Annotated in this window: 20 protein-coding genes; 12 read left to right on the top strand and 8 right to left on the bottom strand. The window is 57.8% G+C overall.

The window, feature by feature from the left end; all coding sequences use genetic code 11:
• Positions 1–21: 21 nt before the first annotated feature.
• Genes ligD (soil367_RS13820) through soil367_RS13810 form a run of 3 tightly spaced genes read right to left on the bottom strand, consistent with a single transcriptional unit; the run spans position 22 to position 2,337 of the window.
• Positions 22–921, bottom strand: coding sequence for a non-homologous end-joining DNA ligase (gene ligD, locus soil367_RS13820; RefSeq protein WP_136549649.1), 900 nt, complete (start codon positions 919–921; stop codon positions 22–24).
• Positions 918–1,994 (bottom strand): non-homologous end-joining DNA ligase, encoded by a 1,077-nt coding sequence (gene ligD / locus soil367_RS13815; RefSeq protein WP_216642723.1) that lies wholly within the window; start codon positions 1,992–1,994, stop codon positions 918–920. Before ligD (soil367_RS13815) ends, ligD (soil367_RS13820) begins: the two co-directional genes overlap by 4 nt.
• Entirely contained in the window at positions 1,978–2,337 is a 360-nt protein-coding gene (locus soil367_RS13810) for a hypothetical protein (RefSeq protein ID WP_136549648.1), read from the bottom strand. Before soil367_RS13810 ends, ligD (soil367_RS13815) begins: the two co-directional genes overlap by 17 nt.
• Positions 2,338–2,600: 263 nt before the next feature.
• Between soil367_RS13810 and soil367_RS13805 the strand changes: the two genes are divergently transcribed.
• The 6 genes from soil367_RS13805 (at position 2,601) to soil367_RS13780 (ending at position 9,697) form a co-directional block, all read left to right on the top strand.
• Complete coding sequence (locus soil367_RS13805) at positions 2,601–2,849, top strand: hypothetical protein (protein ID WP_136549647.1); 249 nt, start codon at positions 2,601–2,603, stop codon at positions 2,847–2,849.
• 122 nt (positions 2,850–2,971) lie between these two features.
• The gene (locus tag soil367_RS13800) at positions 2,972–3,721 is read left to right on the top strand and encodes an MBL fold metallo-hydrolase (protein WP_136549646.1); all 750 of its coding nucleotides are present in this window, start codon (positions 2,972–2,974) and stop codon (positions 3,719–3,721) included.
• A gap of 372 nt (positions 3,722–4,093) precedes the next feature.
• Entirely contained in the window at positions 4,094–4,765 is a 672-nt protein-coding gene (locus tag soil367_RS13795; RefSeq protein ID WP_136549645.1) for an ArsR/SmtB family transcription factor, read from the top strand.
• Positions 4,766–4,818: 53 nt separating this feature from the next.
• Positions 4,819–5,877 (top strand): efflux RND transporter periplasmic adaptor subunit, encoded by a 1,059-nt coding sequence (locus soil367_RS13790; RefSeq protein WP_136549644.1) that lies wholly within the window; start codon positions 4,819–4,821, stop codon positions 5,875–5,877.
• Positions 5,874–9,104: an efflux RND transporter permease subunit gene (locus tag soil367_RS13785; RefSeq protein WP_136549643.1), complete on the top strand. Its 3,231-nt coding sequence runs from the start codon at positions 5,874–5,876 to the stop codon at positions 9,102–9,104. Before soil367_RS13790 ends, soil367_RS13785 begins: the two co-directional genes overlap by 4 nt.
• A 155-nt stretch (positions 9,105–9,259) precedes the next feature.
• Positions 9,260–9,697, top strand: a complete 438-nt coding sequence (locus tag soil367_RS13780) for a protein tyrosine phosphatase family protein (protein ID WP_136549642.1) — start codon at positions 9,260–9,262, stop codon at positions 9,695–9,697.
• Between the two features lie 90 nt (positions 9,698–9,787).
• Here soil367_RS13780 and soil367_RS13775 read toward each other — a convergent pair whose 3' ends face one another.
• Entirely contained in the window at positions 9,788–11,716 is a 1,929-nt protein-coding gene (locus soil367_RS13775) for a choice-of-anchor I family protein (protein ID WP_136549641.1), read from the bottom strand.
• A 157-nt stretch (positions 11,717–11,873) separates the two neighbouring features.
• On the opposite strand from soil367_RS13775, the gene soil367_RS13770 reads away from it, so the two are divergent.
• Complete coding sequence (locus soil367_RS13770; RefSeq protein WP_136549640.1) at positions 11,874–12,608, top strand: ParA family protein; 735 nt, start codon at positions 11,874–11,876, stop codon at positions 12,606–12,608.
• Positions 12,609–12,638: 30 nt separating this feature from the next.
• Here the strand turns inward: soil367_RS13770 and ppk1 are convergent, their stop codons facing one another.
• On the bottom strand, positions 12,639–14,936 hold the full coding sequence (gene ppk1 / locus soil367_RS13765; protein WP_136549639.1) for a polyphosphate kinase 1: 2,298 nt from the start codon (positions 14,934–14,936) through the stop codon (positions 12,639–12,641).
• 259 nt (positions 14,937–15,195) lie between these two features.
• On the opposite strand from ppk1, the gene soil367_RS13760 reads away from it, so the two are divergent.
• Positions 15,196–17,028, top strand: coding sequence for a 5'-nucleotidase C-terminal domain-containing protein (locus soil367_RS13760; protein WP_136549638.1), 1,833 nt, complete (start codon positions 15,196–15,198; stop codon positions 17,026–17,028).
• A 106-nt stretch (positions 17,029–17,134) separates the two neighbouring features.
• Here soil367_RS13760 and soil367_RS13755 read toward each other — a convergent pair whose 3' ends face one another.
• On the bottom strand, positions 17,135–17,752 hold the full coding sequence (locus tag soil367_RS13755; RefSeq protein WP_136549637.1) for a glutathione S-transferase family protein: 618 nt from the start codon (positions 17,750–17,752) through the stop codon (positions 17,135–17,137).
• A 36-nt stretch (positions 17,753–17,788) separates the two neighbouring features.
• Entirely contained in the window at positions 17,789–18,820 is a 1,032-nt protein-coding gene (locus tag soil367_RS13750) for a DUF2157 domain-containing protein (RefSeq protein WP_136549636.1), read from the bottom strand.
• A gap of 454 nt (positions 18,821–19,274) precedes the next feature.
• On the opposite strand from soil367_RS13750, the gene soil367_RS13745 reads away from it, so the two are divergent.
• A complete protein-coding gene (locus soil367_RS13745; protein WP_136549632.1) occupies positions 19,275–19,772 on the top strand; it encodes a hypothetical protein in 498 nt (165 codons plus the stop codon).
• A gap of 56 nt (positions 19,773–19,828) precedes the next feature.
• On the opposite strand, the gene soil367_RS13740 is transcribed toward soil367_RS13745, so the two are convergent.
• Positions 19,829–21,226, bottom strand: a complete 1,398-nt coding sequence (locus soil367_RS13740; protein ID WP_246065316.1) for a pectinacetylesterase family protein — start codon at positions 21,224–21,226, stop codon at positions 19,829–19,831.
• Positions 21,227–21,757: 531 nt separating this feature from the next.
• On the opposite strand from soil367_RS13740, the gene fic reads away from it, so the two are divergent.
• From fic to soil367_RS13725, 3 genes are all read left to right on the top strand, one after another.
• Complete coding sequence (gene fic, locus soil367_RS13735; RefSeq protein ID WP_136549631.1) at positions 21,758–22,864, top strand: protein adenylyltransferase Fic; 1,107 nt, start codon at positions 21,758–21,760, stop codon at positions 22,862–22,864.
• Positions 22,865–23,111: 247 nt separating this feature from the next.
• Positions 23,112–23,432, top strand: coding sequence for a nucleotide pyrophosphohydrolase (locus tag soil367_RS13730; protein ID WP_136549630.1), 321 nt, complete (start codon positions 23,112–23,114; stop codon positions 23,430–23,432).
• Positions 23,429–25,621: a DUF2075 domain-containing protein gene (locus tag soil367_RS13725; protein ID WP_136549629.1), complete on the top strand. Its 2,193-nt coding sequence runs from the start codon at positions 23,429–23,431 to the stop codon at positions 25,619–25,621. The genes soil367_RS13730 and soil367_RS13725 overlap by 4 nt, the downstream gene beginning before the upstream one ends.
• Positions 25,622–25,698 lie beyond the last annotated feature (77 nt).

The raw sequence follows: 25,698 nt of genomic DNA, 5'->3' as shown, positions 1-25,698 counted from the left end.
GCCGGCTTCGGGGGCGCCCACTCAGTTTTTGCCAACCTCGTTCATCACATGAGAGAGCCGGACGGCATCCGAATGGAACGACTGCCAGGGATCGTCTTTCTGCCCCAACCGACGCAGAATATTGCCGAGGTTGTACTTGTCTGACCTCATGTTTTTGCCGCCCAGCTCGTCCCAGCCCAGAGGCGTTGCCACAGGCGCACCCGGTAGAGCCCGTACCGAATAGGGCGCAATCGCGGTTTGCGCCGTGCCGTTACGCAATACGTCCAGGTAGAGCTTGTTTCCGCGCTTGTTGATCCGATGTTCAAGCGTGTACCGGTCAGGGTAACGGTCGACCAGAATCTGAGCGAAGTTGCGGGCAAAATTGCGGACGACATCAAAGGAATATTCCGGCTCTATGGGAATGACCACGTGCAGCCCTTTCGAGCCCGTGGTTTTCAGGAAGGCGGGTAAGCCGAGTTCTTCGCAGAGAGTATGGGTATCCCTGGCTGCCTGCTGGACTTTGCTGAAATCCCCATCCTGCGGGTCCAGGTCAAATATCAGTTGGTCCGGAAAGTCGAGGTCCGGGTACTTTGAAAGGCCTACATGTAACTCCACAGTCCCCTGGTTGGCGACGAAAGCCAATGCGCCCACCGAGTCGGCATTGAGCATGGGCTGTTCGCCTTTGCTGGTGTGTACCGGTATTCGTTCAATCCACTCGGGATAAGCCGCCGGGGCCTCCTTCTGGAAAAAGCCAGCTTTGCCGATGCCGTCGGGATACCGTTTCAATGTCAGCGGGCGACCCGTGGTATGTGGCAATATCCAGGGCGCAACGCGGCTGTAATAGTCCACCAGATCCCGCTTCGAATACTCGGTGTCCGGGAACAGGACTTTGTCGCCCCGTTTAATCTCGATACGGTGCCCTTCGTATTCCCTTACCGTCATGCCACCTCCAGGGAATCCCCTCTCACGATGGCGCGCGCATCCCGGCCCCGCCTCAGACCCATGTATCGCGGCTGGCGCAGTTTCATGCCGCGTGTCCAGGCGGTGAAGCCCACTTCGCAGACCAGTTCGGGCGACAGCCAGTGGCAGTTCTGCTCGTCTATCGGGTCGGTAAACGGGCACTGGCGCTGTCGATGCTGGTCGAGCGCCTGCTTTAGTGAGCCGAGCGACTGGTGGTCAAAGCCGGTGCCGACTTTGCCGGCGTAGCGGAACTGCTGCCCCTCGAAATAACCTATGAGCAGTTCACCGAATGCGCCTTTTGAGCCGGGTGGGACGGTGTAGCCGCCGATAACCAGTTCTTGTCTCTGCTTGCATTTGATCTTCAGCCAGTCGTCGACCCGGGCCGAGCGGTACGGACTCGCTGCCCGCTTGGCGACGATGCCTTCCCAATCCTTGCGGCAGGCAATCTCAAACAGATGCTCACCGTCAGCCCGGCGATGGTCGGTGAATCTTAACGGTTTGGAGAACCGGATCAGGTTTCGCAACAGCAATTTGCGCGTTTCAAGCGGTAGCTTGCGAAGGTCATATGGACCCACCTGCAGAAGGTCGAAAAGATAAAACCAGCAAGGTGGCGGCCGCTTCTCACGCCGCGCGGCTGCAGGCTCGGCGTCGGCGTGGTCGTCATTGGCCGATTCGAGTGTATATCCGGGCTGAGAGTTACCTGGGTCAAGGTAGGGCTCCAGATAAGCGAGCCGCATTTTCTTGCCGTCGAACGCGACTATCTCTCCATCGACGACGGCATCCGGGGGCAGCTTGTCCAAAGCCTCAAGAATGTCCGGAAAATTGGCATCCAATAGCTCGCCGTCGCGGTCATAAAGGTGAGATATACCATTCTCTCGCACGGCAAGGCACCTGACCCCTTCAAGTTTCCGCTCGAACAGCCAATCGTCATCGGAGAAAATACGTTTAGCCGATTTACCGGTCATGGGTGGCCGGAACACGGGCCTGCCATGCGTCAGTGCCTTACGCTCTTCATGGCTGAGCGTGGCCAATAGTCTTTCAGCGGTCTTTGGCATGGGTCACTCCTTGTGATTGTTCACCGCTTGCAGTTGCAACGAGGTCTTGGTCTCCGTGGGCGAAGACCTGGCGCATAGACGACAGGTCGATAAAACCACGGGCTAAGGATCCGTCCTCAAGCTGCCCCATGACGGTTGCGGTGTTATCTTGTGAGTGGTGGCCGAACAGAACGTTGCGGATTGGAATCGCGCTGCCTCGCCCGCTTCTGCGTGTGCTGCGTATAGGGTGGCTGGCCGGGTGGCAGGACGCAACAGGAGTTGGCTGGAACACACCAGGGGAGTGGCACTGAGCGGAAAAACGCTGCATGCCTGAGAAGGGTTTGCTGCTTTGCCCGTGGATCATACCGGTACTCCTTACCGGTTGCGGAATCGTCCTGACTGCTTATCCGTACTTATCAGGCTATCCGGCGACCATGCGCAAAGCAATAGTTGAGCGGGCTCAGGAGGTTACATTGGAGCAAGGGTGTGGAAATGTACTGCAAGCGTTTTATTGCAGCCACGGACTAACCATTGCCATGTTGTTCCAATTACCGTGAAGCAATAGGGATCTTTATTCTACAGTACCGGTCCGTAGAGGTGTATTGGGCGAAAAATGTGGAGGTAATAATGAGCGATAGTGACTACAACCCGTCAGCCTTTTGCAGCAACGACGCACAACGAAGCTCGTCGACCGATGCACCAGCCCGGCCTGAAACGGCCGAAGGGTGTGCATCTCCGGAAGCCATGGCAGAGCACCAGAATGTGCTGGGAAGAGAGGGACGGCGCTATTCCGTCGGAAACCATAGGGGTAAAGCCCGGGCCAGGCTGCGATATATTGAAAGCAGCAATGCCCAGAAGGGCTGCCGCTTCCTGTAGGTGGGGGTTTCTGAGGCCCTTAGGGTAGGCCCGGCGCAGGCAGACGGCTGAAACAGAGAATGCGGCCTGCCTCGCGCAGCCTGAAAACCCGGCGGTATCGCCATTGGCCTGAAGGACATTATATGATTTTCCGACAGTTGCACGAACCCGTCTCTGATACCTACACGTACCTTATCGGCTGTGAAGATACGGGACTTGCGGTGCTGATTGATCCCGTGATCAATGCGATCGAGCGGGACCTGAAAGAGCTAGCGGGGCTTGGTCTTACACTCGCATACTCCCTCGACACTCATATTCACGCCGATCACATTACCTCCGCCCGCGAACTGAAACAGCGAACCGGAAGTAAAATAGCTATGCCAGCCATGGACCGTCTGCCCTGCACCGATGTCGGGATAGAAGAAGACCAGCCTTTTAGGGTAGGCAGGCTAAACTTCCAGCCCATCCATACGCCCGGGCACACTGACGGCCATTTCTCCTACCGACTCGGTGACCGCCTGTTTACCGGAGACGCACTGTTAATCGACGGCTGCGGACGAACCGACTTCCAGAACGGCGACGTGGATATGCTGTACCGGACTGTGACCGAAAAGCTGTTTACCTTTCCCGATGACTACCTGGTCTACCCCGCGCATGACTATCATCACAGGCGCGTCTCGACGATTCGCCAAGAGAAAGAGCGTAATCCGCGGTTAGGGCAGGGCAAGAGCCTGGCGGAGTTTCGGGCAATTATGGGTGGGCTTGATCTGGCGTACCCCAAGTTTATCGATTATGCCGTTCCCGGCAATAAACAGTGCGGTCTCTGTCCCGATCTGCTGCCCGAACACCTGCAGGAGTATTGCGATCGAATGGCGGCAAGTCCCCAGGGGTAAACGCTGCAAAACCACCCGGCCAGCGCAGCATCGGCTTATAAGGTAATAAGGCAATAAGGTAATAAGGTAATAAGGGGGCGGCACGCCTGCCCCCGGGCATTGATGCGTTTCGATCCGAAATCCGCCACTGTCAGCAGCGCCGATGGCGCCGACCAGCCCAAACTCACCCAGCCCTGAACCAACCTGTCGTGAAGAAAAGCGCTCTCGTCCTGGGAACGCAGCGTCTTATCTCAATGTAAACAGCAGCTTTCAGCCCGGGATTGGGCAGAATGAGTCCACTATCCGCCGACTCATTCCGTTCTTTATATAATATTCTATTGAATGCTAGAGTATACTGCCGAATGCATTCAGGCATTGAACCAACGAGGGCCCATGAACCATTCCCGCCAAGCTCTTTTTGACACCCTTGCCCAAGTGGGTAAGGCCATGGGCAACGGACACCGCTTGACGCTCCTTGAGCGCCTATCCCAAGGGGAAGCGCCCGTCGAGACGCTGTCCAGTTGTGCTGATCTGACGGTTGGCAATACCTCCCAGCACTTGCAACACCTTCGGCGGGCCGGCCTTGTCACGGCCCGCCGTGACGGTCGGCAGATTTTCTACCGGCTGACGGATGAGCGCATTATGCAATTGATGTGTCTGATGCGGGGTATTGCTGAAACCAACCTGGCTGAAATGGAGCGGTTGTTGGGCAAGCTGTTCCCTGAGTCTGACGGGGCTGGGGAGCTGGAGGCAATCTCCCGGGACGCGCTGAGAAGCAAGCTGGAGCGCGGCGAGGTGACCGTGCTGGACGTGCGGCCCCAGGATGAGTTCCAGTCCGGGCATTTGCGCGGTGCGATAAACATACCTGTGGAAAAGCTGGAACAAATGCTGGACCAGCTGCCGAAGAATCGTGAAGTTGTGGCTTACTGCCGGGGGCCATACTGCTTTCTGTCCCGTGAGGCCGTTCGGATTCTGCGCAGTCACGGGTTTCAGGTGCGCCGGCTCGAAGACGGCTACCCGTCATGGAAGGCTGCGGGTCTGCCCGTTGACCGTGTCGGAACATGAGCTAAAACATGAGTCAAACAATTGAACCAGAATGTTAAGCCCAGGGAAATCTGATGACGCCTTTTAGCCGGTCACTGTCGCTACTGCTCCTTTGTCTGCCGGGCCTGGCACTCGCCCAGCTAAACCACGAGCCCGTGCGCCGGGATGTATTGCAGGAAACCATCAATCTGGACGGTGTTATCGAGGCGGTCCAGCAGAGCACCGTGTCGGCGCAGACCAGCGGTACGGTGCAGCGTCTGCCGTTTGATGTGGATGATTCGGTCGAGGCGGGCGAGCTGATCGTACAGCTGGAGGACAGCGAACAGCAGGCGCGGCTGAACCAGGCCCGCGGCAGTCTGCAAGAGGCGGAGTCCAACTTCGGGAATGCACGCCGGCAGTTCGAACGGATCGAGGAAGTGCACGAGCAGGGGTTTGTCTCCCAGCAGGATTTCGATCAGGCACGCAATAACCTCAGCACGGCGCGGGCCCGGCTGGAGAGTGCCCGTGCTGCCGTTGAAGAGGCCGAGCAGGAGCTGGAATATACCCGCGTTGTTGCGCCGTACAGTGGCATCCTGACCGAACGCCATGTCGAAATCGGTGAGTCGGTACGGCCGGGCCAACCGCTTCTGAGCGGGCTCTCGCTGGAGCAACTGCGGGTCGTTGTCGAATTGCCCCAGCAGTACGCCAGCCGGGTGCGTGAGGAGCGCCAGGCGCGCATCACCCTCGATGACGGGCGCGTCCTGGAAAGCGGCAGAATGACCTTTTACCCTTACGCGGACCCCGAGACCCATACCTTCCGCCTGCGATTGGCCCTGAACGAGCCCGAGGGTGCGCTGTTTCCGGGCATGCTGGTCAAGGTAGGTGTACCGGCCGGCGAGCGTAGCGCACTCTGGATCCCCGCCAGCAGCCTGGTGCAGCGCAGTGAGTTGCGCGCTGTTTATGTGGTCGGGGAGGGCGACAGGCCGCGCCTGCGGCAGATCAGAACCGGTGTAAGGGATAATGGGCGCATCGAAGTGCTGGCGGGGCTGAGCGAAGGCGAGCGGGTTGTCACCAATCCGACCGAGCTGGATGATACCGAGCGCCAGCCAGGGGCGGAAAATAACGCTTCCAGCGACCGGGAGCGTAACCCGTGAGCGGAGAAACACCTTCAGTCGGCCCCTCCGGCGCAATTGCCCGGGTCTTTCAGGACTCCAAGCTCACGCCTTTACTGGCCGTTCTTTCGGTGGTGCTGGGGATTCTGGCGATCATCATCACCCCAAAGGAAGAAGAGCCCCAGATTGATGTCACCATGGCCGACATCATGGTGGCGTTGCCCGGCGCAAGCACCCGGGAAGTTGAAAGCCTTATTGCCACGCCTGCCGAGCAGGTACTGAGCGAGATTGAAGGGCTTGAGCATGTCTACTCGGTATCGCGCCAGGGCCAGGCGCTCATTACTGTTGAGTTTGAGGTAGGGGTGCCGCGCCAGGAGGCTCTGGTTCGGCTTTATAACAAGGTTTACTCCAACCAGGACTGGCTACCGCAAAACCTGGGGGCCAGCCAGCCCCTGATTAAGCCCAAGGGCATCGATGATGTGCCCATCATGACGCTGACGCTTTACGATCCGGCCAAGCGGCATACAGGGGAGGAGCTGACGCGCCTCGCGCACATGCTCGAAGTCGCTCTCAAACGGATCCCCGGCACCCGCGACGTCTATACCGTGGCCGGCGTCCCGGACCGGGTCGACGTGCAGGTGGATGCAGCGCTGCTGAAGGGCTACAACCTCGCGGTTGACGACCTCCGTAGCGCGCTGGAAGCGGCCAACGCCAGCAGCCAGGAAGTCCGGGTGACGCAGGATCGAGTGTCCATACCGGTACAGGCCGGTACGCTTCTGGATAGTGTTGAGACGCTTCGCGGGCTGGTTGTCGGGGTGAACGAAGGCGCCGCGGTGCGGCTGGAGGATGTGGCCGAGATCCGTCGGGGTGGTGCGGTACCGGACCAGAGCCTGATGATGGGGTTCGGGCCCGCCAATGACGCCAGCCGGGCAGGACAACCCGGTGATGTCTACCCGGCGGTTACCCTGGCTATCGCCAAGAAACCCGGCGAAAACGCCATTGATATCACCCGGGAGGTGGAACAGCGCCTGGAGCGTTTGCGCAACAAGTCGTTGCCGCCCGGCATTGAGTTGGTGGTCACCCGGGACTATGGCAAAACCGCCTCGGCCAAATCGGCCAAGCTTATTACCGATCTGGTCTCCGCAACGGTCGCGGTCGTTCTGCTGGTGCTCGCGGCGATGGGTTGGCGTCAGGCTCTGATTGTGGGGCTGGCGGTGCTCATTACCCTGCTGCTGACGCTCGTGTTCTCCTGGGCATGGGGCTTCACGCTCAACCGGGTGTCTCTGTTTGCCCTGATTTTCTCTATCGGCATCCTGGTGGATGATGGCATCGTCATTACCGAGAACATCAACCGGCGCATCCAGAACACCCGGCGCCCGATCAGGGAAATAATACCGCTGGCCGTGGATGAGGTGGGCACGCCGACCATCATGGCAAGCCTGACCGTCATGGCGGCCCTGATTCCCATGGCTTTTGTCAGCGGGTTGATGGGTCCGTACATGCGGCCAATCCCGATCAACGCATCGGCCGGCATGGTGCTGTCGCAGATTGTGGCTTTTGTCGTCGCGCCCTGGCTGGCCTTGCGTCTGCTCAGGCACAAAAAAGGCGAGGCCGCTGAAGAAGCGGAGCAGGCCAGTAACTCAGCCGCTGGCGTCAACCAAAGGATTTTGGGGCTTTTCCGTTTGGTGCTGGGGCCTTTTCTCGGCGACCACCCCTGGCGCCGCCGCCTGCTTGGTCTGGGCATTGTTGGCCTGACCTTACTTGCGGCGTCGCTGCCAGTGTTCCTGGCCGTGATCCTCAAGATGCTGCCGTTCGATAATAAATCCGAACTACAGGTCGTGGTGGACATGCCCGAGTACACGCCGATGGAGGAGACCCAGCGCGTGCTGCTGGAGATGGGCCATTACCTGGAATCTGTGGATGAGGTTGCCAACTGGCAGGCCTACGCGGGTACCGGTTCACCGATCAACTTCAACGGCCTGGTCCGGCAGTACTACCTACGCGACCAGCCCTATCAGGGGGACATACAGATCAACCTGTCGGATGAAGAACACCGCAGCCGACGGTCCCATGCCATAGCGCTTGCGCTGCGCGGGCCATTGAGCGGTATCGGTGAGCGCTACGGTGCGGCGGTCAAGATCGTCGAGGTCCCACCGGGGCCGCCGGTTCTATCGCCGGTCGTGGCGGAAGTCTACGGAGCGGCCCCGGCCCGACGTGCCGAACTGGCGCGGGAGCTTGCCCAAGGCATGAGCGAGATCCCGGGTCTGGTCGATATCGATACCACGCTTGAGGCGCCTACCCGTCAGTGGGAGGTGGAGGTAGACCGGGACCGTGCCGCACGTATGGGCGTTTCCCAGGCCCAGGTCGTGTCGGCACTGCAAACGCTGCTTGGGGGCACCAACGTCAGCTTCTTGCATGACCAAAACGCCAAGTACGCGGTACCCATCCGCCTTATTCTGGCGGAAGGCACTAAGGCTCAGCAGTCCGGCCTGCTGTCGCTGGCTGTGCGCAGCCGTAGCGGAGAGCTGGTTCCTCTGGCAAGTATCGCAGAGATACGGGAAGCTGACTGGCTGGGTGCGCGTTACCACAAAGATCTGCTCCCGGTGAGCTATGTGACCGCTGACATGGCCGGTGAAGTCGACTCGCCGCTGTACGGTATGTTCCGGATGGTGGATCAGTTGGAGCAGCAGGCGGACGCGCCGGAGCAGTTCTTCATTCGCCAGCCCGATGTGCCTGAGCGCGCGTCGCTGAAGTGGGACGGTGAGTGGCAGATTACCTACGAGACCTTCCGCGACATGGGGGCGGCCTACAGCGTTGGCGTTTTCATGATTTTTGTTTTGCTGGTGGCACAGTTCCGCTCATACATCCTGCCTCTGGTGATCATGGCGCCCATCCCACTGACACTGATCGGCATCATGCCCGGCCATGCGCTGTTGGGAAAAGAGTTCACCGCCACCAGCATGATCGGGATGATCGCTCTTGCCGGCATTATCGTGCGTAATTCCATCCTGCTGGTCGTGTTCATCCGACAGTTGCTGGCTGAAGGGGTGGATCTGGACGAGGCCGTCGTGCTTGCCGGGGCGGTGAGGGTCAAGCCGATCGCGCTGACAGCCATATCGGCGATCGTCGGCGCCTACTTCATACTCAATGATCCGATATTCAATGGCCTGGCGATCTCGCTCGTTTTCGGCCTGGCGGTGTCGACCCTGCTGACATTGCTGGTCGTGCCCTTGTTGTACTACACCCTGGCGCGTTGCCGCTGGGTTTGAGGCGCAAATGTGACGGCACTGGCACCGCAGAGATAGGCCCACAATGCGATGTAGGAGTGGGCCGGGCTACGTTTGCGGCCATCAACGGCAAGCAGAAGTGGATTCCAGAAGCTTTCTCAAAGACTGAAAGCGTTCCCAGAGAAAAGGAGAGTTACGTGGATATCAAGCAGCTCGACGAGCGCCTCAGTGTTACAGCACAGCCGGGGCTAGAGGATATTGAAACCCTGGCGCGCGAGGGTTACCGAACCATTATCTCTAACCGGCCCCGTGGAGAAACCGAGGACCAGCCGGACATGGTGGCCCTGCAGGCGAAAGCCGAGTCCCTGGGCATGGTCTGGCGAGAGATTCCCGTTAAGCCGGGTGAATACTCCCAGCAGGACATTGATGCATTCGCGCAGGTGCTTGAGGTTTCGCCTGCGCCGATGATCGGGTTCTGTCGCACGGGCAGGCGAGTTTCGCATCTTTGGGCCTTTTCACAGGCGCCGCAATGTCCCATCGCTGACCTCATGGCCGCGGCCCAGTCTGCCGGACACGACCTTGAACCTTTAAAAAGCGACCTTCAACGTTACGCGCGGGAGAAAGGCAAGGCCTGACGCAGACCTTGTGCCTGCTCTGCTGATTGCCGCTGATCGCTGCAATGGGCGCTCCGGCGACGCCGTAAAAGCTTCAGTCCAGGCCCGGCTTCACTCTGCCACAACCTCTTCAACCTTAATTGCGAAAAGCGTCGTTGAACCGCTGACTTCATTGCCTACAGCCAGCATGGGATGCTGGGTCGGGCTTTCGTTCGCGCTTATGAACACAATGCTTTCCGGTCCGAGATCGCCAGCCAGGTGCGCGGGTTCGCCGTTGTCGTCCAGGCGTGTTTCGATGTCGAAGCCAAAGTCCCGGTTGTTGAGGTACTGTATGTACTCAGGCGTTTCAGGCGTAGTGATGTCGTAAACCATGATGCCACCGACCCGCTCCAGCCCGACAAACGCAAACGTCTGCTCACCGATTTTGCCTACGGCAATCGCTTCGGGTTCTGGCCCTTTGGCGTCGCTACGGGAGTCGCCGCTGTCGTTCTCATCATTGTTACTGTTGAAATTCGCGCCCAGTTGCTCGGCGGTCACGGTTTCGAGATCGCTACCGCTGTCGAATACCAGCGAGCCATCATCCGCCCAGATCGAGAAGCTGCGCGCGCCAAACACCAAGGGCTCGTCCAGAAGGCCGTCGCCGTTGATGTCTGCGGTCAGCGTGGTCGCGATACGCCCGAGGCGGGTCTCATCGGCAAAATCATCAGCGGCGATCGCGCCGGTAGCGGCCCGCGGAGCATCCTCGAACCTTATCTCTTCTACATAAGCGTCGTATTCCCGCGCATCTCCCTCGTTCGCGGTCAGGTAGTAGGTCTTACCGCCTATCTGGGCTGAGGTGATGGTGTCGGGCATATACATGCCCTGCAAAGGCCAGTTGGCGATATTCACCCCTCCGTCCCTGTCGGAGGGATCAATCTCGTTACCCGCGACGCTGTGATCCTTGGTGCCCAGAGCGATGATGCGGTCGACATCTGCAGACTCAATGTTAATTACCGCAACGGCATTGTTCTCCTGCAGCGAGACCCAGGCTTTCGAGCCATCCGGCGATACTGCGATGTACTCAGGCTCCAGGTCCTGGGCGACGGACGAGCCATTGCCGTGGAGGTAGACGGCAAGGCCGGCTGGGCCTGCATCGGCGACTTCGGAATCGCCGTCGAAATCGGTAGTCAGGGTCAGCACGTTGCCGCTCACTGATTCGACCCGGTAGGGCAGCGGGTCTCCTTCTGAAGAAGCAAGCGTGACCCATGCGCCGGCGGTGGCGCCTGTTGCGTCGGCGACGGTCAGCGTGGCCGGATCGGTGTCGGTGAAAGCGGTCACCTGCAGAACAGTCGGGTTGAAGTTACCGAAAATACGCACGCCTTCGGGGACCTCGTTGTGGCGCGGCCCGCCTGCGTTAAAGTCGACAAAACCTACCGTGCTGACGGCTGGGCTGTCCGGGTCGGTCACATCAATGACGCTGACCGAGCCTGCCGGGTCAATGCTGTAGTCACTGCTGGGCTCGCCTTCGTTGGCCACGAGCACACGCGAGCCGTCCGGCGTGAAGGTGACCATATCCGGCAGGCTGCCTACTTCCGCCTGGGCGCGGAACGCATAATCGGCACTGTTGTAGATCTGTACGCGGCCGCTTTCTGTCTTGTTGTCATGCTCAACAGCCAGCGCGACCAGTCCATTGGCGACGGCCACGCTGTTGATGCCGCCGGCGTCCGGCCAGTTGGCAAGGGCATCAATCGTGCCTATGCGCTTTGGAGCCGTGGGATCCTGGATATCCAGCACATCAATCCGGCTGGCCTGGGCATTGACGACAAACAGGGTCGCGGAGTCAGCGTCATACGCCACGATTTCGGCGGAACCTTCATCAAAGCCATTACCGTCATCGACGTAGCGGCCTGTCTCTTCCAGGGAGATGCTCAAGCGGGTGGCCGGCTCTGGATCAGGCGAGTTGTCGTCATCGTCGTCGCTGCCGCACGCTGACAGGCCGAGCGAGGCCGCGAGTACCGCACAGGCGAGAGCTTGCTTCTTACTGATCCATGGGTGGTTCATTCGTTTAAACCTCAGTTGAGTTTATGCTGGAGATGCGTCGACGCTAACGGCGATATGTGACAGTAAAATGAACCTGTACAGCGCGGTTGTGTCCCGGTTGCGGAGCTGAGTAAACTGCAGCGGGTCCTGTGGTGTGGGATCCGCTTCGGAGGCATCCATGAAAATGTTGGCGCTGTACAGCATCAAAGGCGGGGTGGGCAAGACGGCCTCAGCGGTGAACCTTGCGGCACAGGCCGCTATGGATAACTATCGGGTGCTGCTCTGGGATCTCGACCCCCAGGCCGCCACGACCTTCTACCTGCGGGCCAAACCCAAGGTCAAAGGCGGGATGGACAAGCTGGTCAAAGGCAAGGCCTCGCTTGAGAAAGTCATCCACGAGACCGAGGTGGAAGGGCTGGACCTTTTGCCGGCGTCGTTTGACGCTCGCGAACTGGACCAGATGCTGGACGCGCGCAAACCAAGCCACCTGCGTAAGGTGCTCAAGCCGGTCAGGGACGATTACGACCTGATTATCCTGGACTGCCCGCCGAGCATTTCGGTTCTGTCGGAGCAGGTGTTCTCAAGCGTGGACGCGCTGCTTGTGCCCCTGATACCGACCACGCTCTCCCTGCGTACACTTCATCAGCTGCGTAGCCATCTGGATGAACAGGATAACCCCTGCCCGATATGGCCGTTTTTCACGCTGGCGGACCGGCGCAAGAGCATGCATCTCGAGACCATGGCGGAGCTGTCGGCCGAGTCCCCGTTGCTCCTGAGCACGGCTATACCCAGTTCGAGCGCAGTGGAAAAGATGGGCCTGGAGCAGGCGCCCATCTTCCAGTTTGCCCCTCGCTCGCCCGCCGCAGAAGCCTACATTACCCTATGGCGGGAGATCGCCCAGCGGTTGAGCTAAATTCAACTGCGAAGCGCGGATGAGCGGCCTTCAGGTCTGCGCCGCGTGGGCATACAAGAGAGTTTCCTGGGCACTGATCGCAGCGCTTTCCTTGATCGGGGTTCGCTTCACGTAGCTGCCGTCTGGGGTCAGGTCCCAACTCTGGCTGTTGTCGACCAGATACGTCTCCAGATCCTTGCGCACGCGTTGGGCCAGCTTTTTGTCGAGGATCGGGAAGCAGGTTTCCACTCGCTGAAACATGTTCCGCTCCATAAAGTCCGCGCTGGAGGCCCAGGCCTCGGGCTTTCCCTCGTTATGGAAATAGAACACCCGTGTGTGCTCCAGAAAGCGTCCGACGATAGACCGCACCCGGATATTGTCCGAAACGCCGGGCACGCCGGGCCTTAAACAGCACATGCCCCGGATCAGCAAATCGCAGCGCACTCCCGCCTGGGAAGCCCGATAAAGCGCACGGATCAGCTCTGGCTCCGTGAGCGAATTACACTTGATTATCAGGTGGGCTTTCTTGCCGCGCTCGGCCGCCTTGGCTTCCCGAGCAATCAGCCGTAACAACCCGGCGTGCAGCACAAAAGGCGCGTGAAGCAGTGTCGAAATTTTCCTTGCCTTGCCCATGCCGGTCAGCTGCTGGAACACCATATAGACGTCTTCGCACAGGGTGACGTTGGCGGTGAACAGGCTGTAGTCGGTGTAAAGCCTGGCGGTGCCAGAGTGATAATTGCCGGTGCCCAGGTGAGCGTAATAACGCAGCGCGCCGTTCTCGCGACGGACAATGTGCATCAGTTTTGCGTGGGTTTTGTAGGCCATCACGCCGTAGATCACAATCGCCCCGGCTTCCTGGAGCTTGGACGCCAGCGCCAGGTTCTCGGCCTCATCAAAGCGAGCCCGGAGCTCGACCACGACGGTCACTTCCTTGCCGTTGCGGGCCGCTTCAGCCAAGGCATTGACGATGGGCGACTCGGCGCCGGTGCGGTAGAGCGTCTGCTTGATCGCGAGCACATTGGGATCCTGGGCTGCCTCCGAAAGCAGGCTCTCTACCGGTGCGAAGGACTGAAAGGGATGATGCAGCAGCACATCGCCCTGGCGAATCAGGTCGAACAAGCTCTCGTTACCGCTGCGCAGGCCCTTGGCCAAACCCGGTATAAAGGGCTTATAGAGCAGCTCCGGGCGACCGACATTGGCAATGAGCGGCATCATCCGGCTCAGGTTGACCGGCCCGTCGACGCGGTAAAGGTCTCGTTCGTCCAGCTTGAACTGATTGAGCATGAACTCAGCCAGCTCGGGCGGGCAATTGCTCGCGACTTCCAGGCGCACCCCGGCACCGTAACGCAGGGCCGACAACTCGCCCTTGAGTGCGGACGCCAGGTCAGACACCTCCTCGGTGTCCACCGTCAGATCGGCGTTGCGGGTAAGCCGGAACTGATAGCTCCCCTTGATCGTCATGCCGGGAAACAGGTCATCGGCATTGGCGTGGATGATCGAAGACAGGAACACAAACTCATCACCGCCGTCCTGGCAGAGCTCTGGCGGGACGCGGATCAGTCGGGGTAGCGAACGGGGCGCCGGCAGAATCGCCAGACCGCCCTCACGACCGAACACGTCCTGCCCCGAAAGCTCCACAATAAAGTTCAGGCTCTTGTTAACCAGACGAGGGAAGGGGTGAGATGGGTCCAGCCCGATGGGGCTGATAACCGGTTTGATCTCGCTCTCGAAATATTGCTTGATCCACTTTTTCTGTGGCGCGGTCCAGTCGGCGCGGGGCAGGAAGCGGATACCCTGCTGGGCCAGTTCCGGAATCAGCACGTCGTTGAGTATCTGGTACTGACGCTCTACCTGCTGGTGGACAATCGCCGAAATCTCATCCAGCAGCTGTGAGGGGCGACGACCGTCTATGTCGGCTTCTTCATGCTGGAAAGCGATCCGGTGCTTGATCCCGGCCACGCGTATCTCGAAAAATTCGTCCAGGTTGGAGGAGAATATCAGCAGGAACATCAGTCGGTTGAGCAGGGGGTGGGAGGGATCCAGCGCCTGCTCGAGCACGCGGATATGAAACTGCAGCGTTGAGAGTTCCCGGTTGAAGTACAGTTCCGGCGCAGCAAGATTCGTCTCGGGCGGTGCGACAGCCTTGGCTCTTATACCCCGCCGCGTGCGATTGACCCGAAGGACGGGACCCTCAGCACTACTGTCAGTACTGCTCCCATCCGCACCGTGACTCCCATCCGTACTACGACTTCCATCCACACCGCCAGGATAAGCATCGACGATGTCGGCGGCGGGCCCATCCTGTGTCGCGCTATCAGTGAACGACCCTTCGTCTAGCGTTTGCTGCATCACCAACCCCTGAAGATTTAAACGGCGCCATACTTGGCTGGCCCCAGCCGCGCAGCAGCTGAATAAGCGCGGAGAAACGCTGCGCGTGCGGCGCTAAATCGTCTAACTTAGGCTGTGATCGTGACAGTTGTGTTACAGGTCGCCAGGGGTTACTGGCGCGGGGCGGAGCGAAGAACAGTGTCTCTGTTTCGCCATAAAACCATAACCTGAATGACACCTCGCTCCCTGAAGCTTGGGCAACTCACTCAAGGAGCAAAACATGATCTCTAAATCAGCATGGGTTCTGTTGCCGTTGCTCGCCCTGGCAGGCTGCGGGGACAGCGATGACGATAACAACGATAAAAGCCCTGTCGAAACTACAAGCCCACTCTCCCTCAGTATCCTCCATATAAACGACCACCACTCGCATCTGGAGGCCGAGTCGCAAGTGCTGGACATAGCCGGTCAGCCCACCGAGTTCTCGTCCGGCGGATTCGCCCGCGTCGCGGCCAAGATGTCTGAGCGTGCAGCAGAGCTACCGAACGTGCTCAAGCTCCACGCGGGCGATGCCATCACCGGGACCCTCTACTTCACCTCCTTCAAGGGTGAGGCCGACGCCGAGCTGATGAACCTGATCTGTTTTGATGCGTTTGCGTTGGGCAACCACGAGTTTGACGGCAGCGACGAAGGGCTCAAGGCGTTCCTGGACGAGCTTGGGGAAGGTGGCTGCAACACGCCCGTTCTGGCGGCCAACGTGAAGCCAGAAGTCGGTACGCCGCTGGCGCCAACTGCAGAGGACGATTACATCAAGCCCTACGTTGTGAAAGACGTAGACGGGCAGAAGGTCGGGATTATCGGGATCGATATCGCAACCAAAACCCAGAACAGCTCCAGCCCGCTAGTATCGACCAGGTTCCTTCCCGAAGTGGAAACCGCTCAGGCGATGATTGATGAGCTCGAAGCAGACGGCGTCAATAAAATCGTCCTGCTGACGCACTACCAATACCAGAACGACCTCGCGCTGGCGGCAGAGCTCACCGGCGTGGATGTGATTATTGGCGGTGACTCCCACTCACTGTTGGGCGACTTCGAGCCTTTCGGCCTGAACAGCAGTGGCGCATACCCAACCATGGCCACCAACGCCGACGGCGGGCAGGTCTGTATTGGCCAGGCCTGGCAATACGCCAAAGTCGTCGGGGAGCTGCAGGTTAACTGGGATGCCGAGGGCGTGGTTGAGTCCTGCTCCGGTGTCCCCCACCTGCTGTTGGGGGACACCATTTCCCGTACCGACGAAACAAGCGGAAACGACTACAGTCCGCAAGGCGATGAGCTGCAAAGCATACTGAACGCCGTAGCGGAGGCTCCGCAGTTGAGTATTGTGCAGGAGGAGCCGGTAGTCGCCGATGCTCTGGCGCGTTATACGGTTCAGCTCGACGAATTCCGAAACAAGGTTGTTGGCATGGCAACGGAAGATCTCTGCCTGGCTCGCATTCCCGGCAAGCCCTATGGCGACGAAAGCTGCTCTGGAGAAGATGCGATGCGCGGCGGGGACATACCCAACGTCGTCGCCCAGGCCTTCCTCTTTCTGAGCAAGAATGCCGACGTGGCCATACAGAACGCCGGCGGCGTAAGAACGGATATTCTCCAGGGAGACATCACCATTGGCGATGCATACACCCTGCTGCCATTCGCCAATACCCTGACTGATCTGACCATTACCGGTGCTGAGATCGAAGCCGTGCTGAACGAAGCGGTCGACTACGCCCACACGGATTCAAGCGGCGCGTACCCCTACGCGGCAGGCTTGCGCTGGACAGTGGACATGAACCGGCCGGCGGGCCAACGCCTCTACGGGATCGAAGTACGGGGCCGGGATGAAACCCAATGGCGTGCGCTGGCTGACACCGAAACGCTGAACGTAGTGACCAACAGCTTCACCGCCGAGGGGCGCGACGGCTACGTCACCTTCGGCACGGTCAGCGAAGACGGGCGCGCGGTCGATACCTTTCTCGACTATGCCCAGTCCTTTGTCGACTATGTGGACGCGAAGGGCACGTTAAGCAAGCCGGCACTGGGCGAGTACTCAACCCAGCTCTACACACCGCCGAACTAAAGTCCCTTTTCAAGCAGGGGCAGGGCGGTCGTACCCCAGGGGTCCGGCCGCTTTTTCGTTGGGAGAATGCGGTTCTGTACAGGGAGGGCAGGTGTGACGAGCAGCTTTACGCGGTGTTTCGGTGCTCCGTGGTAATGTGCCCGGGCTGTTCACTGACCCGCTTCAACCAGGCAACAACGGCCGGGTACAGCGCCAGATCAAACCCGCCTTCGTCCGCCTCATGGGTGTAGGCATAGAGGGCGATGTCGGCAATGGTATAGCGCTCCCCCACGAAGAACTGTCGGGACCGCAGATGCTCATCCATTACCGCCAGCGCCTGATTCCCCGCCTTCTGCTTCTGTGCCAGTAACTCATGGTTGAACGGCGTGTCATCCATGCCCTTGATGGTCAGCCAGAACCGGGGTGTCGCTATATTGGGTTCATGGCTGTACTGCTCGAAACACAACCACTGCACCACCTGCGCCTGCTCAAAACAACCAGTTGGCCAGTATTTCGAGCCCTGGGCGAGGTAATAGAGGATCGCATTTGACTCCGGCAGGAAAGAACCATTATCCAGTTCGAGCAAGGGTATGCGGCCGTTGAGGTTCTTCTGCAGAAACTCATCTGTTCTGGAGTCACCGCGGAGGATATCGATGGGAATGTATTGGTATTGCTCACCCAAGAGAGCCAATAGCAGCCGCACCTTGTAACCGTTGCCGGACCTTGGGTCGTCGTAGAGTTTCATGTTTTCTTCCTTAAAGAATGGCGGGAGCTATTCCCGTCAAGATGCAACGGCGTTGAGGTACTCTTGAAAGCGGACTGGCAATAGGCGCCGTGCCTGTCGTGTTATCGCTTTCTCATGCTTTTGCCACTGCACGCCCAGATAGATAATCAATAGCCCGATCACGCTCAGAGCGACCGGGAAAAACCAGCTGTCCCTGAAGACATCCCAGGCCAGGTGACCCAGGTAAATACAGGCGCCCACGGCGCCAAATATCACGAACACCCGGCGAACAACGACGATGCCGACGCCGATCATGAGCATGTTCGTGCAGAAGTAGAGGAACTTGGAGAGTTCAGTCGACGATTCCTGCGCGGTCACCCCGCTCCAGAAGGCGACAACCCCGAACAGGTAAAGCCAGAATGCGTAATCAACCTGCCGCCGTGATCTGAGGTCGACCCAAAAGGCAATAAAGATCATCAGTATGCCGAAATACATGGATACCAGGGCCCGGAAATGGAAGTCGTACTGCTCGCCCATGATCATTGCGGCCACATCCATCGACATGTACCAGAGCGTCACCGCGATTGGCATCATCAGGAATGGATACCGGTACATCCAGGCGAGAAGCAAACCCACGACCAGCGTGCCCAGTTCCATATACAGCCAGTGCCACTTGATGTAGCGATGGTAGTCCCGGTAGACGCTCTCATCCGGCCAGAGTCCCAGGGCTTGTTGCAGTCCATAGATGGCCAGTGGCGTGAGTGCCACGACAAATGTTGCACAGATGCCTGCTGGAATGGCGTGGCCCTTGTCCCGAAACGATCCTGTAAGCTTTAGCCCAACACCTGCATAGGCCAGCGCAATAAAGAATATCCCCCAGCCCCCGAAGGACTCCCACCCCAGCGTCATAAAGAGCGTCATAGCGCCAATCGCAATCAGGCCGCCGAGATAGTAGAGCAGGTTCGTGAAGTTGAAGGTCGGGCCGGTAGTTGGCAGAGCTGCGAGATAGGCATGCAGCGCCTCGGCTTGCCCGGCGGTGATGATCTGCTTTTCCGCAGCGTCGTCGAGGTGCTTTCTGGTTATTTTCATGAGTATGTGTATTGAGGCATGAGCGCGGAAAGGGCAAACGGTGTCTGTTTTCCGGCCATTACCTCAATCATCGAATTCCTGTAAGAGTTTTAGTACATGATTTTGTGCATGACTGTATCGGCGAAAAACTGCATATAGAGAATGTTCTGAGGATTGCCGGGTCCTAGCTATTCTATCCCATAGATAGGAAAGCGATGTGAAGTCATTGCACCTCGTCTGGGGTCCTGTTCACGAAGCTGATGGCTGTCCGGCGTATGATGGGACACAGTCAAAAGAGCGGTAACGATACATGGTTAAAACATATCGGTGGCTATTAGCTGGAGCGGCGCTTGCTGGTGGGGTTTTCTTCGCGCTGTTGCCGTCTGAGCCGAGTCCGGATAAAACCTCTGTGACCCATACCTCGCCGGCTCAGCCGAACTTATCACCAACCGCGACTCCGGAAGATACAGCGCCCGTGACACCCGACCAGATAGCCATGCTGGAGTCGCCCGAGTTCGCTGCTTTTGAGCGGGAACTGGACTTTCAGCACCGGGTGAGGTCTTTCTTTGATGGGGCGAGCGAACTGACCGAATCAGAGCGGCAGGAACAGGCCAAAGCGCTAGCCGACGAAGTGGTCCAGTACGAGGAAGTGGGCAAGGTCAGCGCAGCGGAGGCGCTCACTTTGCGACTGGCGCTGGTGCGGATCGGGGAGCCGGATGCGGTGGCGGCCGAGAAGGCAACGAGCGAGCTGCTTGCCGATTATAAGGAGAGAGCCGAGCGGGGAATGGATGAGTGGCAGAACAGGCCGAACCCCGTGTTTGAGCACTACAAGCAGCGCGAAGCTGACATTGTTGATGAGGTCATGGCGATGGATGAAATACCGGGGGGACAGACGCAGAGCGAATACTTGCGTGAGCGCCTGCTGGAAGCACGGATCGAGGCCCGCAAGGCGGGCACTGCGCCCTCGCCATAGCGTTAGCCATGTCGAGGGCGCGACCCCATTGTAGAGCTTAGAGAGTGAAGAGGGCTCTAGAGAACTCCACCCAATGCCCAGTACAGCGGATTAAACGGCTTGTTGTAGTCGGCCTCGGGGCTCGACTCCGAAGCCTGCATCACCGAGCCCGAGCCGTTCAGGACGTTATTGATGAAGTCTTCCAGGTCCAGCCCCTGCTCCTGAATGTCCGCATTGGCGAACTCGATAATGCTGGTGCAGTGGCTCTCGTTGATGTCGCGGAACTGCGGCAGGTAATAGCCGAAGTTATCCAGACCTGAAAGCGTCTGCGTCAATCGAGTGGTATCTTTCTCCCAGCGCTGGTGAAGCTGCGCTTCCAGGGTTTCCTGATCCGGTGCATTGGCCGTGTCTTCGTGGAAACGCTCGTAGGAATAGGCCGAGTAGTTCAGGTCTTTCCAGAAGTGCGTGTGTCCCATCCGGTCCCCAGGGAAATGGGTTGCCAGTGCGGCATACAGGCTGCCCAGGTTATCCAGTTCCACCCCGGGCACATGCTCATCCAGATATTCCAGCGGCCCGTTGGCGCCATCCAGTCCCCAGGCATCGTGTATTTTGGTGTGCAGCGGCGCAGATGGATACTCCGAGGCATCACCGTCGCGAGGCGCGTCAAAGATGGGGCCAGAGTCATTGATCAGGTAGCCGCGCTTAGGCGCCAGATCGTTCCGTAGCGGGTAGTAGTTGGTGAAACTGCCAACACCGCCGGCACTGCACCCGGTGGACAGCATCTGGCCCGGCTGGGGCATGTTGTCTCTCAGCCAGGCGACGACGGCCCGTGTATTGCGAATACCGTTGTGGTGCCAGACCAGCGGCTCATTCTCCCCGGTCTCATCCTCATAAACCGCGACCTTGTCGCCCGAGAATATATCGCCGGTACAGTAGGGCACGAACACCATGTTCCAGTTCTGGGTCTTGACCCGGCTCCAGGGATGCAGGCGCACGATAAACGGGCTCATCAAAGTCGAACTGGGATTTGCCAGGGTCATGTAGTCGTCAGGAATGCCATTAGGATTCGCGGCTCCGCGAATGCCCGTTTGGCCCGTACAGCTGGGGTAATCCCAGCACGCACCGCCACCCTGGAAGTAAACCATCGTGTTCGTGGTATTCGGCACCCGGTTGACGAAGAACTTGTACTCGGAACCGTTACCGCACACCGCGCCGGTCTCCGGCGCCAGTTGCACCGTCTGCCACGCACGATATTTACCCGGCTTGAAACCGTCTTCGAACCCATCGGGGTTGGAGATCAGAGGGTAGTCGCCCTGGCGGTCAGCCGGTGTAACAGGGTGGTCAGCAGAAGGCGGAGAGATAAGATTGCGCAGGGTTTTGAAAGTGCCGTAATCGCCGATCTCCGCCTGGGCCATCACGGGCAGCGCTAGTAATAGGGATAGATAAAACAGTCGGTTGAGTGAACTGAGTTTCACGGGTTAGCCTCGTTGCAGATTATTGTTTTTGTTCGCACTGCCGCTTGAGGACAGTTGTGTTGAGTCTCCCATGGGGGGTGTTTTTATATCGAGACGGGGATCGCAGTTTGTCTGTTGAAGAGGCTGGGCGGAGCTCCAGCCACCGCAGGCCTGCCGGCTCCACCAAGGCCGACGTCTCAATGCTTTCTCCAGAGGCTGGGATGACTAGCGCTATGGTTGAGTCATCGGTCGCGTTGATTTATCAGCGTTGTATCCGCTGGAGGCAGGGATGAGGATGTCCGGCAACGCTGAAGACGGCGCAGAACAGATGGACAGGCTCTGGGGAAACAGCTGCGTACGGTGCTGGATGAGCTTGGATGAGGCAATGTGGCCGCATCGCGGTGCGTAAGGACGCTGTTTACTGTATCGACATAGTTTTAGCCTCTGTCGATTTTTTCCAGTTTTTTCGACATAGGTCGTTGCGATGTTTACCGCATAAACATAGACTGCGTGAAGCGTCGACATATGTCGAAATTTTAAAGGAATTTAAACATGGCCTGGCGATCGGATCAGCCCTATAACCAGTTACCACCGCTTCCGCCTGCTAAAGAGTTGACGGAAACTCTGAACATTCTCAAAGCCTGCATACCAGCCCGTGCCGCTCTCGCTGAACTGAAACAGGCTGGAGAACTGATCCCCAACCAGTCTCTTCTCATTAATCTGCTACCACTGCTGGAAGCCAAGGACAGTTCTGAGATCGAAAATATCGTTACCACTACTGACAAGCTCTTCCGGTACTCACAGGAAGATCAAGGAGCCGATCCCGCAACCAAAGAAGCGCTGCGGTACCGTACCGCACTGTACGAGGGCTCCCTGCAGCTGCAGAGAAAGCCACTTTGCACCAGTGCTGCGGTGGAGATATGCGGCACTCTAAAAGGCGTAGAGATGGACGTCCGGAAAGTACCCGGCACCATCATCGGCAATCAAGCATCTGGTGAGACCATTTATACCCCGCCTAGCGGCGAAGAGGTGATTCGAAACCTGCTCACAAACTGGGAAAACTATCTGCATTCAGACGATGACACAGATCCGTTAATCAAAATGGCCATCAGCCATTACCAGTTCGAAGCCATTCATCCGTTCCACGACGGTAATGGCCGCACCGGTCGCATAGTCAACGTGCTGTACCTGATCGAGCAACGGCTAGTGACGCTGCCCATTCTTTACCTGAGCCGTTACATTGTTCAGCACAAAAATGATTACTATCGATTGCTGACTCAGGTCACCCGCACCGGAGAGTGGGAGGAGTGGATTATCTTTATGCTCAATGGTGTGGAACAGGTATCGTCCTGGACCTGCGCGAAAATCACCGCTATGCGAAAGCTGATTACCCAAACAGAAGACTATGTCAGGAATGAGCTGCCCAAGATGTACAGCCACGAATTGGTCCAGACCATTTTTGAGCAGCCCTATTGCCGCATCAGTAACTTGGTAGAAAAAGACATCGCCAAACGGCAGACAGCTTCCAACTACTTGAAACAATTGGTCGAGATTGGCGTATTGCAGGAGAAAACGGCAGGCAATGAAAAGCTCTTCCTCAATCCGCGGCTGCTGCGCCTGATGACCAGCGACAGCAACGAGCTCCAACCCTACCGCTGAAATCAGCAAGAATTGAAATAGGCGGTACCAATGCTGAGTTTGCCCAAAACGCCAGGGTCTCTACAGTGCTCTGCGCGACAATGCGAAAGCGCCAGATTTATCTTGCGATCAAACCGGGGGGAAGTGGTCTCATGCGGCCTTGATGAGTCTGTTAATGTTCTGGCATGAGGCTGTCGAGGGCTAGTCATACGGGCCAGTTCTATGAGCGAAGCGAGCACGTTAATATGCCAAAGCGAGAGGTATTCAAATGAATAAGGCTATTGCCCGACTGCGTCAGTTCCGGGACGACAGGGAATGGAAACAGTTCCATAATCCAAAGGACCTTTCGCTGGCCCTCAGTATTGAAGCTGCGGAATTGCTGGAACTATTCCTCTGGAAGTCACCAGAACAAGCGGATGTGGACAAGGTAAAGGAGGAGCTGGCAGACGTTATTGCCTACGCGCTGCTGCTGGCAGACAGCTACGATCTAGATGTTGAAAAGATTGTTCTCGACAAGATCGAGTTAAACGAACAGAGGTATCCCGTCAGCAAGGCCAAGGGCACGGCGAAGAAGTACACCGAACTATGAGCTATTCGGCAATGGTAGAGGTGCATAGCTACCCGTTCAGCCAGAAAGCCCTGGAAGGTATACGCGACAACGCATACGCCGTTGGCAACTGGCCTTTAGTATACGTGCTGAGTGACGAAAAACAGCTGCGCGCATACATTGGTGAAACCACGGCCACCCTTGCTCGCATGAGCACACACCTGAAGCACGATGAGAAGCAACTGCTCACCGCCGTGCACTTGATCACCAGTGAGTATTTCAACAAGTCCGCCACGCTGGATGTTGAATCGATGCTGATCAAGTATATGGCCGCCGATGGCAAATATACCCTGCTGAACGGTAATCTGGGTCTGACGGATCACAACTATTACCAACGGGACGTTCTATACGATGAGGTGTTCCGAGAGGTATGGAACCGGTTGATCGCCCACGGTGTTGCCTTACGCACCCTAGACCACCTCGATAACTCAGATGTTTTCAAGTATTCCCCTTATAAATCCCTGTCCTTCGATCAGCGCCAGGGGCTGCTCACCGTCATGCATGAGCTACTGAACCCGGGTGTAAAAAACATTGTCATAGAGGGAGGCGCCGGAACAGGCAAGTCGGTTTTGGCGATCTTTTTGTTCAAGTTGCTCAATTCGGAAGATCACCAAATTGATCTGCGAGAGTTCTCGGAAGAAGAGGCCGAGATTCAGTCGCTACTGACGAGGCTCAGGCAAGCGATGCCGAAACCCAAAATGGCGCTGGTCGTACCTATGACATCGTTCCGGACGACCCTGAAGAAAGCCTTCAGACACGTCTCGGGTCTTAGTCCGGACATGGTTATCAGCCCGTCTGAGCTCGCGCGCGAGCCCTACGATATCGTGCTGGTGGATGAGTCCCATCGGTTACGCAAGCGAAAGAACCTGGGCGCCTACTTTGGTGCCTTTGACAAGACCTGTACCGCGCTGGGCATGGACAAACACACCTGCAGTGAAGTGGATTGGGTGCGCCACCAGGCCGATAAAGCCATCTTCTTTTATGACCAGGGCCAATCCATCAAGCCTTCTGACGCGGATAATGAGGTTTTTCGTTACCTCAAGTCTGCCGAAACCTCGGTAACCCACCAGCTTCTGTCTCAGTTCCGCGTCAAAGCAGGACAGCCTTACGTGGAGTTTGTGGATAACCTGCTCAATTGCCGCGTTGACGGTGATACCGTCTTTACCGCTAGGAACTATGAGTTTGAGGTGTTCGAATCACTCAGTGATATGGTCAACACCATCAATGAGAAGGAACGACAGGTCGGACTGTCCCGCCTTATTGCGGGGTATTCCTGGCCATGGGCGTCCAAGAAAGATGATGATGCCTATGACATTGTTATCGGTGACGTTCAGCTCCGCTGGAACAGTACCAGCACAGACTGGATCAACAAGGAGGGCTCGCATAGGGAAGTCGGTTGTATCCATACCACTCAGGGTTATGACCTCAATTATGCCGGTATCATATTCGGCAGAGAGATACGATACGACCCGAATAGTCGGGCTGTTGTGATAGACAAGGGCAGCTATTACGACCGCACCGGCGGGCAAGGCATCAAGGACCCGGCGGAACTGAAGCAGTACATAATCAACATCTACAGGACGATCATGCTGCGAGGTATTCGCGGAACCTTTGTCTATGCCTGCGATGATGCGTTGCGCGAATATCTCAAGCAGCACATTCCTGTTCATCTCCCTGACGGGGCAGAGACTGAGGAAGCGAAGGTTGTGGAACTCGAACCCTATGTCAACGCGGTCCCCGTTTTCGACCTCAAGGTAGCTGCGGGCAATTTCAGCGACGTACAGATGGCCGAACACAGCAAATGGGTCGCGGTACCTGATAGTGTAAGGTTGCGGGAAGGAATGTTTGCCTGTCACGTAATCGGTGAATCCATGAACCGCGTTATACCCAATGGCGCCCTATGTCTGTTTCGCCAAGATGGCGGCGGTAGCCGAAACGGCAAGACTGTGCTTGTCGAATGCGTCGATAAGGTCGACTCTGATTCGGGCTCCCGATACACAGTCAAAGTCTACGAGAGCTTCAAAACGGAAAACGAATCTGGATGGCACCACACGCGCATTCAGCTTAAGCCCAATTCCTACGATGACAGCTTTCTCCCCCTTGAGCTGACGGAAGATGAAGCCCTACGTTACAGAGTGGTGGGGCAATTTGTTTGCGTAATCGATAAATAATTCCCTACCTCTGAGTCGAGCGCCGCTCCGTTTCGCAAACTGCTCCCAATATTCCCGGGGTGAAGTCTGCACCCGTC

The sequence above is a fragment of the Hydrocarboniclastica marina genome (assembly GCF_004851605.1).
Taxonomy (GTDB): domain Bacteria; phylum Pseudomonadota; class Gammaproteobacteria; order Pseudomonadales; family Oleiphilaceae; genus Hydrocarboniclastica; species Hydrocarboniclastica marina.
This window is presented reverse-complemented; position numbering and strand designations above follow the sequence as displayed.

Excerpts from the sequence above, each read along its gene's own strand:
- soil367_RS13770 (WP_136549640.1), top strand. The coding sequence starts at position 11,874 with ATGAAAATGTTGGCGCTGTACAGCATCAAAGGCGGGGTGGGCAAGACG.
- soil367_RS13755 (WP_136549637.1), bottom strand. The coding sequence starts at position 17,752 with ATGAAACTCTACGACGACCCAAGGTCCGGCAACGGTTACAAGGTGCGG.
- ligD (WP_216642723.1), bottom strand. The coding sequence starts at position 1,994 with ATGCCAAAGACCGCTGAAAGACTATTGGCCACGCTCAGCCATGAAGAG.
- soil367_RS13750 (WP_136549636.1), bottom strand. The coding sequence starts at position 18,820 with ATGAAAATAACCAGAAAGCACCTCGACGACGCTGCGGAAAAGCAGATC.
- soil367_RS13810 (WP_136549648.1), bottom strand. The coding sequence starts at position 2,337 with ATGATCCACGGGCAAAGCAGCAAACCCTTCTCAGGCATGCAGCGTTTT.
- soil367_RS13795 (WP_136549645.1), top strand. The coding sequence starts at position 4,094 with ATGAACCATTCCCGCCAAGCTCTTTTTGACACCCTTGCCCAAGTGGGT.
- soil367_RS13805 (WP_136549647.1), top strand. The coding sequence starts at position 2,601 with ATGAGCGATAGTGACTACAACCCGTCAGCCTTTTGCAGCAACGACGCA.
- ppk1 (WP_136549639.1), bottom strand. The coding sequence starts at position 14,936 with ATGCAGCAAACGCTAGACGAAGGGTCGTTCACTGATAGCGCGACACAG.
- soil367_RS13775 (WP_136549641.1), bottom strand. The coding sequence starts at position 11,716 with ATGAACCACCCATGGATCAGTAAGAAGCAAGCTCTCGCCTGTGCGGTA.
- soil367_RS13760 (WP_136549638.1), top strand. The coding sequence starts at position 15,196 with ATGATCTCTAAATCAGCATGGGTTCTGTTGCCGTTGCTCGCCCTGGCA.
- fic (WP_136549631.1), top strand. The coding sequence starts at position 21,758 with ATGGCCTGGCGATCGGATCAGCCCTATAACCAGTTACCACCGCTTCCG.
- soil367_RS13790 (WP_136549644.1), top strand. The coding sequence starts at position 4,819 with ATGACGCCTTTTAGCCGGTCACTGTCGCTACTGCTCCTTTGTCTGCCG.
- soil367_RS13800 (WP_136549646.1), top strand. The coding sequence starts at position 2,972 with ATGATTTTCCGACAGTTGCACGAACCCGTCTCTGATACCTACACGTAC.
- soil367_RS13730 (WP_136549630.1), top strand. The coding sequence starts at position 23,112 with ATGAATAAGGCTATTGCCCGACTGCGTCAGTTCCGGGACGACAGGGAA.
- soil367_RS13725 (WP_136549629.1), top strand. The coding sequence starts at position 23,429 with ATGAGCTATTCGGCAATGGTAGAGGTGCATAGCTACCCGTTCAGCCAG.
- ligD (WP_136549649.1), bottom strand. The coding sequence starts at position 921 with ATGACGGTAAGGGAATACGAAGGGCACCGTATCGAGATTAAACGGGGC.